The organism is Shewanella sp. SP2S2-4, assembly GCF_031932025.1.
GTDB lineage: Bacteria > Pseudomonadota > Gammaproteobacteria > Enterobacterales > Shewanellaceae > Shewanella > Shewanella baltica.
Genome location: NZ_JAUOER010000008.1, coordinates 1 through 11,596, shown reverse-complemented (window position 1 = coordinate 11,596; position 11,596 = coordinate 1). Strand labels below are relative to the sequence as shown.

The window sequence follows — 11,596 nt, the reverse complement described above, 5'->3', positions numbered from 1 at the left end:
GTGTGTGGTTCGAACAGCGTGACATGCCCGCCACTTTGAGGATAGTAATATGAAGAGCAATAAACCCTTACGAATAATGATGTTAACGGCTGTGGCCGCTTTCGTTCTGTCAGCTTGTGGTGAGCAAACAGCGCAGCAGGGACCAGCACCAAGTGCGCCTATGGTGGATGTCGCCCAAGTATTACATGAGCGAGTGACCGAATGGGACGAGTTTACCGGCCGTTTACAGGCGCCAGAAAGTGTCACCCTTATCCCACGTGTATCTGGATATATTGACTCAGTGAATTTTAAAGAAGGCGCCTTAGTGAAAAAAGGCGAGGTGTTATTCCGCATCGATCCCAGTGTTTTTGAAGCGGAAGTGGCCCGGTTAAAAGCAGATCTTGCTAGCGCACTCTCTGCTGAGCAACTGGCCACCAATGACTTCGAACGAGCCCATAAATTGTTTGACCAAAAAGCGGTATCCGCCGAGTTACTCGATACCCGTGAGTCGAACAAACGTCAGACCGCGGCAGCAGTGGCTTCGGTGAAAGCGGCGCTGATGCGCGCCGAGCTTGATTTAGCTTATACCCAAGTACAAGCGCCGATTGATGGCCGCGTGTCCTACGCCAACGTCACTGCGGGTAACTATGTCACCGCAGGGCAGAGTGTGCTGACCAGCTTAGTCTCTACCGCCAGCATGTATGCCTATTTTGATGTGGATGAGCAAACCTACCTTAAATACGTGAAATTAACGGCCGAGAAGAAACGCAACGATCCCCGCGCAGGCGACAATCCTGTGTACATGGCCTTAGCCAATGAGCGTGATTATCAGCATATCGGCATGGTGGACTTTGTGGATAATGCGATGGATAAGCAAACCGGCACCATTCGCGTGAGAGCCACCTTTGACAATGAAGACAATAGCTTATTGCCTGGCTTATTTGCCCGCCTTCGCACCGCAGGCAGCGGCGCTTATGAAGGTATCTTGATTGACGATAAAGCCGTTGGCACAGATCTGAACAATAAGTTTGTGTTGGTCGTCGGTGCCGATGGTTTAGTCGAATATCGCGGCGTGACCTTAGGCGAGAAAGTCCAAGGGCTGCGTATAGTCACTCAAGGTTTAGAAGCCGAAGACAAGATTGTCGTCAACGGTATGCAGCGTGTGCGGCCTAAGATGCAAATTGATCCGCATATGGTTGAAATGGTTGACAGCGACAAGCTTGAAGCATTACGCCAAGCCCAGTTATTGCTCGATAAAAACCAAGATACTTTGACGGCGCAAGCGGTCGAAACGGCTAGCCGCGGTTAAGGAATAGAACACCATGTTGTCGCAGTTTTTCATTAAAAGACCAATATTTGCAGCCGTACTCTCACTGCTGTTTTTTATCACAGGGGCGATTGCCGTTTGGCAGTTGCCGATCACTGAATACCCTGAAGTTGTGCCGCCCACAGTCGTGGTGACCGCTAACTACCCAGGCGCTAATCCTAAAGTGATTGCCGAAACCGTGGCCTCGCCGCTGGAGCAGGAAATTAACGGCGTCGAAGACATGCTGTATATGTCATCGCAGGCGACATCAGATGGGCGCATGACCTTGACCATCACCTTTGCGATTGGCACAGATGTAGACAGGGCGCAAAACCAAGTACAGAGCCGTGTCGATCGCGCTATGCCACGTTTGCCACAGGAGGTTCAACGCCTCGGGATTGTGACTGAGAAATCATCGCCAGACTTAACCATGGTGGTGCATTTGCTGTCGCCAGATAACCGTTATGACATGCTGTATTTGTCTAACTATGCGGCGCTCAACGTAAAAGATGAGTTAGCACGTATCAAGGGTGTGGGCGCGGTACGCTTGTTTGGCGCGGGGGAATACAGCCTGCGTATTTGGCTTGACCCGAATAAAGTCTCGGCGCTGGGTTTATCGCCAGCGGACATTATTGCCGCCGTGCGCGAGCAAAACCAACAGGCGGCAGCGGGCAGTTTAGGTGCTCAGCCCAGTGGCAATGCTGACTTCCAACTCTTAATTAACGTGAAAGGCCGTTTAACTGAACTGTCTGAATTTGAAGATATCATTGTCAAAGTTGGCCAAAACGGTGAAGTGAATCGTCTGAAGGATGTGGCTCGTATCGAGCTAGGTGCGACCAGTTATGCGCTGCGCTCACTGCTGGATAATAAAGATGCCGTGGCGATCCCAGTGTTCCAAGCATCGGGGTCGAATGCGATTCAGATTTCCGATGATGTGCGCGCCAAAATGGCGGAATTGTCACAGTCTTTCCCTGAAGGACTCGAATACGAAATCGTATACGATCCAACCGTCTTCGTGCGTGGCTCGATTGAGGCTGTGATCAAAACCTTGCTCGAAGCCGTGTTGTTGGTGGTGTTAGTGGTAGTGCTGTTTTTGCAAACCTGGCGCGCCTCGATTATTCCGCTGGTGGCTGTGCCTGTATCGTTAGTTGGTACCTTTGCCTTTATGCATCTGCTCGGCTTCTCACTTAACGCCTTGTCGTTATTCGGGCTGGTACTCGCCATCGGCATTGTGGTGGATGATGCCATAGTCGTGGTTGAAAACGTCGAGCGTAATATTGCCGCTGGCTTAAACCCTGTTACGGCAACGCAAAAGGCGATGAAAGAAGTGACAGGCCCAATTGTGGCAACCACCTTAGTGCTGGCGGCGGTGTTTATTCCGACGGCGTTTATGAGTGGCTTAACTGGGCAGTTTTATAAACAGTTTGCTTTAACTATTACAATCTCGACCTTTATCTCGGCGATTAACTCACTGACTTTGAGCCCAGCGTTATCGGCGTTATTACTCAAGAGCCATGATGCGCCAAAGGATGGTTTAACTCGTCTAATGGACAAGTTGTTCGGTGCTTGGTTGTTCACGCCTTTTAACCGTTTATTTAGCCGTGCCTCCGATGGCTATGGTTACTTAGTGCGTAAAGTTATCCGTTTTGGCGGCATTATCGGCCTAGTGTATTTAGGCATGGTCGCGCTAACGGGTGTGCAATTTGCTCATACACCAACGGGTTATGTGCCGGGGCAAGATAAACAGTATTTAGTGGCCTTTGCCCAGTTGCCCGATGCGGCGTCCCTTGAACGCACCGATACCGTGATCAAAAAGATGTCTGAGATTGCGCTTAATCACCCGGGTGTGGCGCACTCGATTGCCTTCCCAGGCCTTAGCATCAACGGTTTTACTAATAGTCCTAACTCAGGCGTGGTGTTTGTCGCGCTTGATGATTTTGAATTGCGTAAGAGTCCAGAGCTGTCGGCGAATGCCATTGCTGGGCAATTGAATCAAGAGTTTGCTGGTATTCAAGACGCATTTATTGCCATCTTCCCGCCGCCACCTGTGCAAGGCCTCGGCACTATAGGAGGGTTCCGTCTGCAAATTCAAGACAGAGCCAACCTTGGTTATGAGGCCTTGTATCAGGTGACCCAACAAGTGATGTACAAGGCGTGGGCCGATCCTCAATTAGCCGGAATTTTCTCTAGCTATCAGGTGAACGTGCCTCAACTTGAACTGGATATTGATCGAACTAAAGCGAAACAGCAGGCAGTGTCGCTCGATCAAATCTTCCAGACATTACAAACCTATATGGGCTCGACCTATGTCAACGATTTCAATCGTTTCGGTCGAACCTATCAGGTGAATATGCAAGCCGATGAGGCGTTCCGTCAAAGCCCGCAGCAGATAAGTCAGCTGAAGGTGCCGAATCTGAATGGTGACATGATCCCGCTAGGGTCGTTCATCAACGTCAGCCAAAGCTCAGGCCCAGACAGAGTGATGCACTATAACGGCTTTACGACCGCTGAAATCAACGGTGGCCCAGCAGCAGGTGTGAGTACCGGCCAAGCGCAGGCAGCGATTGAGAAAATCCTCGCCGAGACGCTGCCAAATGGTATGACCTACGAGTGGACTGAGTTGACCTATCAGCAAATCTTAGCAGGCAATACGGGCTTGTTAGTCTTCCCGCTGGTGATCTTGCTGGTGTTCATGGTGCTCGCAGCCCAGTATGAGAGCTTAAGCTTGCCATTGGCGATTATCTTAATCATTCCAATGACCTTGCTCTCAGCCCTCAGTGGAGTGTTAATTTACGGTGGCGACAACAATATCTTCACCCAAATTGGCCTGATAGTGCTGGTGGGACTCGCGACTAAGAACGCTATCTTGATTGTCGAGTTCGCCAAGGAGAAACAAGATCACGGTATGGCACCTATGGATGCGATATTAGAGGCCGCAAGATTACGTTTACGTCCTATCTTGATGACATCTATCGCCTTTATTATGGGAGTCGTGCCTATGGTGTTCTCCACTGGCGCTGGCGCCGAGATGCGTCAAGCCATGGGCGTAGCAGTATTCGCCGGTATGATTGGGGTGACTGTGTTTGGTCTTATCCTAACGCCATTGTTCTACTACGCACTGGCAAAGCGAGGCAGTAAAAAAGCCGAAGAGCAAAAAGAGCTAACCGTCAGTTAAGCTTGTTTCCCGCGATGGATAAATGTGTACAAAAGGCCTACATAAAGTAGGCCTTTTTTGTGTGTTCACGGCGAAAAATATGAAACCTGACTATCTTTAGTTGGGATAAGTTGAGATTAGATTGCCGGCAAAGTTACAGTCAAAGATGGATAGAGCCAGAAGCATATGGGCTTGTTTTAATTGCCGATGAACAACACAAAGTCATTTGCCAGATCAGTGTGTTAGTTATATTGCTTATTATGCATGGCAGGCCTATGTTGACTAGATTCAACTGTTTTATTCAGCCAATGAGCTCGCAGTGATATTTGATCTCAGTAAGCGCCATAGTCGATTTAAACGCTTGTGGTTATCCGTGCTTTAAATGTGTGTATGATGTTGTTTATCCATTATTTGTGGTCACTTTCGTGCGTAATGGCAGTTGGACGATTAGAATGATTACTGTTTTGGCGCTCTTCTATAGGTTCCAATGGAATATTCGATATATTAGTGATGTACAATGCTAGACGAATAAAAATAGTTTGTTTTACGCCGTACTCAGCTAAGGTACTTGTTGACCTTGCATCACTATGCCCGAGGTAACTGATGATCTTAAATCGCGCTTTATTTGCTCTAGTTCTGAGTGTTTCTGCCTCTCTGACGCCTCAAGTCATGGCCGCTGAGCTCAATATTAAGCTGGTGGATCTACAGCAGCAGGCGATTGCCGATACTGTCGTGGAGTTGATCCCAGCAGTGATGCCCGATAAGGCTATGCCTGTTGGACATTATGAAATGTCACAAAAAAATCGAACCTTTATCCCTTTTGTGTTGGCAGTCCCTAAGGGCGCCAAGGTGGATTTTCCTAACCTAGATCGCACTCGTCACCATGTGTATTCCTTTTCCGAGGCGAAACCTTTCGAACTTAAATTGTATGTGGGTCAAGCCGAAGCGCCGATCCTGTTCGATAAACCCGGCTTAGTCGCACTTGGCTGCAATATTCACGATTATATGCAGGCATTTATCTATGTGGCGGATAGCCCCATTGTTGCGGTGACGGACGAAAAAGGTGAGATCCTGTTTAAGGATCTTGCGGCCGGTCAATATAAAGTCAAACTCTGGCATCCATGGCAGAAGGCGGCCTCCGAGCCGACTGAGCTAATGCTAACCACTGGCGCGAATCAACTCAGTTTGTCCTTAGACATTGAGCGCCAAGCTAAACCGTCAGCCCCTCCGTCGGGATTTGGCCACTACGATGCTCAAGGCAAGCCATTACATGCTAAATAGTTTTCGCGCACGGCTGATTTTAGTTTTCTTTATTGTGCTGACTCTAGTGCAGTTTGCCACGGCATTTTCCGTATTGACGGCGACCGAAAGGGACAACTTTTTACAGCAACAGAAAAGCCTCGATATTGGTGCCAATGTGTTTCTCGAAGTCCTTTCTAATCGCGGTATTCAGCTCAGCCAAAGTTTGTCCGTGCTCAGTGCCGATTTTGGTTTTAAGCGCGCGATTGCCACCGGCGAGCAAGAAACCATTGAGTCAGTGTTATCTAATCACGGCTCTCGTATCGGCGCCGACGCTGCAGTATTGTTGTCTCCAAAAGGAGAGCTGTTGACCTCGAGTCTACCCGGACTCACTCAGGATGACATTCAATCCTTATTCGATATGACCACCAGCAATAACAATGCTTTAGCTATCCTTAATTTTGATCATGCTAGCTATCAGTTTGTGTTGCAGCCCGTGAAGGCGCCGACCTTGATTGCTTGGGTCGGAATGGGGTTCCTATTGGATGAGAAAGTCGCCCAACAAGCTAAAGCCATTACCGGTATCGATGTGAGCTTTGTCAATCAAGCCACGGGTCGTACCGAAATCGCGTCAACCTTATCCGACGATGAAAAACGCAGTGTGGTAGAGCAAGCGAGCCTATTCCCCAGCCTACTGAAAATGCCCAGTGAGAACATTCCCGTGGATTATCTGTCCATGGCGATCAAACTTTATGATCATAACGGCAGCCAATTAGCCCTACTGCATCAGTCAAACCTCAAGTGGCAGCAAAGTTATCAGCATCTACGCAATAATATGTTGCTGATTTTTGCCTTGACCTTAGCGCTGGCGATTGTGATTGCGATTTGGTTGTCGGGCAGTTTGACTGAGCCTGTGCATCAACTGGTAACTTATGCCCGTAAAATTGGTCAAGGTAAGCAGCCTGGCAGTATTCAAGGTGCGCCAGCAGAACTGCGGGTGTTGGCTAAAAGTTTGTCCTTGATGCGCGACGATATTGAAGCGCGGGAAAAGGATTTAGTCTATCAATCCCGCCACGACAGTTTGACGGGATTGCTCAATCGTTTTGCGGCAAAACAGCATTTAGCGGATCTTAAACATGAGCTAGCAGGCGCTATGGTATTGCTGGATATTAAACATTTTCGCCATATCAACGACATTATCGGTTTTGCTAACGCCGATACCTTATTGGTGCTTTTTGCCCGCCGTTTAGAGCAATTAGCCCCCACTCCAGATTTACTCGCGCGATTAGACGGCGACTCATTTTTACTCCTGTATAGCCAAGGTATTCGTCCCGAGCACTTGCTGAAATCATTGGATATGTTGGAGTCGCCATTTCCAATCCAAGGCTCAAATATCTCTCTTACCGTACGGGCGGGATTACTTGAAATCGATGGCAATGGTGCCGATATCGATGTGTTAGTACGCCGCGCCGAAATTGCCCTCAATCAAGCCTGTCTCGAAGAGCAACGTATTGTCAGTTATCGTCAGGGCGCCGATGAAAAGTATCAGCGTGAGCTGACTATTATCCGTGATTTGCCTATAGGTTTGGCGCAAAACCAACTCTATCTCGTGTTTCAACCTAAGGTGGATTTACACTTAAATCAGTGTACGGGTGCCGAGGCACTGATCCGCTGGCAGCATCCGACCTTAGGGTTTATTCCGCCCGATGAGTTTATTCAACTCGCTGAAAACTCTGGCAACATTGATATCGTCAGCCAATGGGTGTTGCAGCAGGCGATTAAACAATTAGTCGCATGGCAGCAGCGGGGTATGCTGCTAAAACTGGCCATTAACCTGTCGGCCCATGATTTAGTCGATACTCGTTTGCCGAATCAAATTGCTAGTTTATTAAAAGATAATAATCTGCCAAGCGGCGCACTCTGCATCGAAGTCACCGAAGGCGCTGTGATGAAAGATGCACAGACAGTGGTGAGCGTATTGCAGCGATTCCGTGACATGGGCGTGTCGGTCGCCATCGATGACTTTGGCACAGGGCATTCATCCTTAGCTTATTTGAAAATTTTGCCCGTCAATGAAGTGAAAATTGATCGTAGTTTTATCAAAGACATGCTCACGAATAGCCAAGATGTGATGATAGTAAACACGAGCATTCAGTTGATCCACGGCCTAGGGTTTACCGTCGTGGCTGAAGGGGTTGAAGAACCAGAAGGCGTTGAAATCCTGCGTAACCTCAATTGCGACATCATCCAAGGCTATGTGTTTTCAAAACCCTTAAAAGCGGCTGAATTTGATCTGTGGTTCGAAGCGTTTAACCATGCAAATCCCGCAGACACATAAGTTAATTTACCCAAGAAAGCGCACAAAAGGCGTTAAAATTAGACGTCTTCGAAAGAATAAAGCGGAGTAGCGAGTGAACATTGCCATGAATGCATTGAAGTTGAATTCATTAGCTTGGAATTATGTGAAGGCTTTGCCTTGCCTGTGTTTACTATTGGGCACAGTTCCTGCGTTTGCCGAAGGTAGCCGCGTGGTTGCGACTGGCGGCGGGACGACGATTGAGGGCAGTGCTGGCGGTGGCATAGTGCCGTGGGCGGTGATCAACGGTTATGGCAGTAGCGATGAATGGTCCGCTACGGCGATGGCGACAGGCGTTTATGTCGATGACTTTACGCTGAAAGTGATTGGCGCTTCCTTGAGTTTTGATAATCGATTCGAGCTCAGCGTTGCGCGGCAAACCTTTGATTTAGATACTATGGGCGGCGAGTTAGGCCAAGATATCTTTGGGGTAAAATACAAGCTTGCTGGCGAGTTACTTTATACGGCTATGCCGCAAATCACCTTAGGTGCCCAGTATAAAAGAGTCGATGACTTTGCGATTCCTCAGGCGGTTGGGGCGCGGGATGATTGGGGGGTAGATGTGTATATTGCGGCCAGCAAAGTTTTTTTCGATGCGGTGGCGGGGCGCAATTTATTACTTAATGGTACCGTGCGCGCGACCAAGGCGAATCAAACGGGTTTATTGGGTTTTGGTACCCAAGCCAGTAATGATTACCAGTTTGTGCTCGAAGCGTCTGCGGCGGTATTGTTGACGGATAATGTGGCGCTGGGTATCGAATATCGCCAGAAACCCAATGAGTTAGCTTTTGCCCGTGAAGATGATTGGCAGGATGTGTTTTTAGCGTGGTTTATCAATAAGCATCTTTCCGTGGTCACGGCTTATGCGAATTTAGGCAGTATTGCGGGTTTTGCCGATCAGCAAGGTTGGTATGTGTCGGTGGAGGGAACACTATGAGTCGTTTATTGCTGAAGCTATTACCTGTCGCCGCTTTGGTTTTTTTCACTGGCTGCGCAGTGCAAACGGCTGAAACATCGGCGCCACAGGTTAACTCAAATAGAAACACCTCCAGCCAGCAAACCTTATACCAAGAGCTAGGTGGTGAAGCTGGTTTATCGGCGATTGTCGATGGCTTACTTGCCCGTATAGCAACCGATCCACGCATAGTGCATCACTTCCAAGAGACGGATATTGCGTTATTTCGTGAGCGCGCCATTGAGCATTTTTGTCTGGTTGCTGATGGCGGTTGTGTGTATCACGGTGAAAATATGGCACTGAGTCATCAAGGGTTGAATATTACTCAGGCGGATTTTGATGCCTTAGTGGGCCATTTAATTGAATCGATGAAGGAGCAACACATACCATTATCGACCCGCAATGCCCTCCTAAAACGTCTCGCACCTATGTATTCGGACATTACCTATCATTAGATGTGTTGTAACTTTGATGGCTAAAATAGTGAACTTCAGATGCTGCTGTCGTGATGGATAGCAGCATTTTTTATTTGCGCTAGAGCAAGAGCGCTTCATCGATGGGGTGAAATTGAGACGCTGCATCCCTTAAGGATTTAGCCGTCAGGGTAGGGACGCCATAGACTTGGGTTTCAACGCCATATTTTTGATGGATTTTTTGCAGCAATAAATCGAAATCGCCATCACCAGACAATAAGATCACAGTATCCACTTCACTCGCCGCTTCCATAATATCGATAGTGATCCCCACATCCCAGTCGCCTTTGGCCGAGCCATCGCTGCGCTGAATGAAAGGTTTTAACTTCACTTCAAAGCCTATGTGCTTTAACGCGTCCTGGAATTTTAACTGCCCATCGTCCCCCTTGTGGATGGCATAAGCTACGGCCAACGCTATGTCCCCCTCGTAACCTAAGTGTTGCCATAATTTACGGTAATTAAATTGGCGGCCATAGGCTTCACGGCAGGTGTAATAGATGTTTTGTACATCCACAAATAAAGCGATTTTCTTCACAGAGTACTCACGTCAGTAGCGGCTAAGGGATGACTATAACACAGACTGGTGTGGCGGTTTTGAAAGGCGCGAAAGTGTGAACTTTACTGAGTCATTTCCAGTGCGAGCATGTTCTCTGTACTTACATTTTACGCTCATAATGCCAATGAACCGTTTGATTCATCTATATTGCAGCTTCTTATACCACTGAAAAATAATCCCTTTAATGCCGAGTTTAACCAGCGTGCCTTAACTCAGGCTGTGGGCAAAGATTAACGCAGGATTGAATCGAATCGAGCAGGGAAATCGCTTGAGTACCTTAGCGGCCTTGATGATGTTTTTGATATTCGCCCGGAGACATGCCGCTGAGTTTTTTAAAGTAGCGGCCCATGTGGCTTTGATTAGCGAAGCCATTATTGAGGGCTATATCGGTCAAGGATTGCGTTGAATGGCTCAAGCTTTGTTTGACCTTTTCGATGCGCACTTGCAGCAAATACTCCTGCGGCGTCATCGCAAATTGGCATTTAAACATGCGGCAAAAATGGTACTCGCTAAGCTGGGCAATCTCGGCCAGTTCAGACAAGTAAATCTGCCGATGTGAATGGCAATAAATAAACTCTTTGATCGCTTTCGCCACTTTAGGTGCTAACCCGCCCTTGATTGGCCCCACCGACAAATTAAAGCCGGAACTTTGTAGTAACGTCACCAGCACAGTGTCGGTTACCTGTTCCATCATTAGATGGTTATCACTGATCTGCCAATTGAGCCCGGCAACTTGATGCCGAAATAGCGCCTCTAACCTCGGATTATCGACAAAGGTCAGCTCAGGTAAACGCACTTGGCGTGGATCTTTATCAAAGACTCGCACCGCCAGTTTCTTCAGATGTTCATCGCTAAAATACAAATGCATAAACTGCTGCGGTTGTCCCAGTTGCCAATGGCTTTGACAGCCTTGGGGCATAAGGCAAAACTTGCTGGGCGCACCATAGTCGGCTTTGATATCGGTTCTGTGGGTTTCGTAGCCGCCATCCAGATACATGCTCAGCGTGTGTTGTGTATCGTTTTGGTAATACAAACGCTCGCCCGCATTTTGATAATGGGCCCAAGATAAATCCTCCGTAATCACTTGTTGGCGAAGACAGGTTTTAGCAGATTTATCAAAACTGGTGTATTTGGGCTCCATGGGGTCCTTGTTATCTCACTGGCTAAGTGTTTTGTCTGTCCAAATTATCGCACTTATTAATGCGGCTCAACGTTCGCTCGCGATTAAAACCGCAATATCGTGTTATGACCCACAAGATGGTGACATAAGGACGAAAGCCATCGCTGTATAGTTCGCCTAATTAAGTATTTTATGAAGGTGAGGGGGGCTCATTATGGCTGCTGTGATGTATTTGCTGATGATTTTTGTATGGGGTTTTTCGTGGATTGCCATTAAGTGGCAGCACGGTGAGGTGGCGACGGAAGTCTCGATTTTTTATCGCTTCGCGATAGCGAGCCTGTTGATGTTCGCCATCGGCTTTGCCTTTAACAAGCTGCAAGCGGTAAAGCTTAGGCAGCATATATGGACCCATCCGGTTTGCAAGACATTCGATAGCGATTTTGAGAAGAGTTCATTGC

At 48.1% G+C, this 11,596-nt stretch carries 8 protein-coding genes and 1 pseudogene; 7 read left to right on the top strand and 2 right to left on the bottom strand.

What is annotated here, in order from left to right:
* Positions 1-49 precede the first annotated feature (49 nt).
* From Q4Q54_RS08240 to Q4Q54_RS08215, 6 genes are all read left to right on the top strand, one after another.
* Positions 50-1,288 carry an efflux RND transporter periplasmic adaptor subunit gene (locus tag Q4Q54_RS08240; RefSeq protein WP_106651265.1) on the top strand — a complete coding sequence of 413 codons (1,239 nt, stop codon included), beginning with the start codon at positions 50-52 and terminating at the stop codon, positions 1,286-1,288.
* A gap of 13 nt (positions 1,289-1,301) precedes the next feature.
* Positions 1,302-4,460 (top strand): multidrug efflux RND transporter permease subunit, encoded by a 3,159-nt coding sequence (locus Q4Q54_RS08235; RefSeq protein ID WP_311988185.1) that lies wholly within the window; start codon positions 1,302-1,304, stop codon positions 4,458-4,460.
* A 582-nt stretch (positions 4,461-5,042) separates the two neighbouring features.
* Positions 5,043-5,720, top strand: a complete 678-nt coding sequence (locus Q4Q54_RS08230) for a methylamine utilization protein (RefSeq protein ID WP_311988183.1) — start codon at positions 5,043-5,045, stop codon at positions 5,718-5,720.
* Positions 5,710-8,016, top strand: a complete 2,307-nt coding sequence (locus Q4Q54_RS08225; RefSeq protein ID WP_311988182.1) for an EAL domain-containing protein — start codon at positions 5,710-5,712, stop codon at positions 8,014-8,016. Before Q4Q54_RS08230 ends, Q4Q54_RS08225 begins: the two co-directional genes overlap by 11 nt.
* A gap of 85 nt (positions 8,017-8,101) precedes the next feature.
* The gene (locus tag Q4Q54_RS08220) at positions 8,102-8,971 is read left to right on the top strand and encodes a DUF3034 family protein (RefSeq protein WP_226059654.1); all 870 of its coding nucleotides are present in this window, start codon (positions 8,102-8,104) and stop codon (positions 8,969-8,971) included.
* Entirely contained in the window at positions 8,968-9,444 is a 477-nt protein-coding gene (locus tag Q4Q54_RS08215; protein ID WP_311988181.1) for a group 1 truncated hemoglobin, read from the top strand. The genes Q4Q54_RS08220 and Q4Q54_RS08215 overlap by 4 nt, the downstream gene beginning before the upstream one ends.
* Before the next feature lie 79 nt (positions 9,445-9,523).
* On the opposite strand, the gene Q4Q54_RS08210 is transcribed toward Q4Q54_RS08215, so the two are convergent.
* Positions 9,524-9,997: an NYN domain-containing protein gene (locus Q4Q54_RS08210; RefSeq protein WP_006082658.1), complete on the bottom strand. Its 474-nt coding sequence runs from the start codon at positions 9,995-9,997 to the stop codon at positions 9,524-9,526.
* A gap of 298 nt (positions 9,998-10,295) precedes the next feature.
* Positions 10,296-11,159: a helix-turn-helix transcriptional regulator gene (locus tag Q4Q54_RS08205; protein WP_259540976.1), complete on the bottom strand. Its 864-nt coding sequence runs from the start codon at positions 11,157-11,159 to the stop codon at positions 10,296-10,298.
* 193 nt (positions 11,160-11,352) lie between these two features.
* On the opposite strand from Q4Q54_RS08205, the pseudogene Q4Q54_RS08200 reads away from it, so the two are divergent.
* Positions 11,353-11,596, top strand: a pseudogene (locus tag Q4Q54_RS08200) (hypothetical protein); the annotation flags it as partial.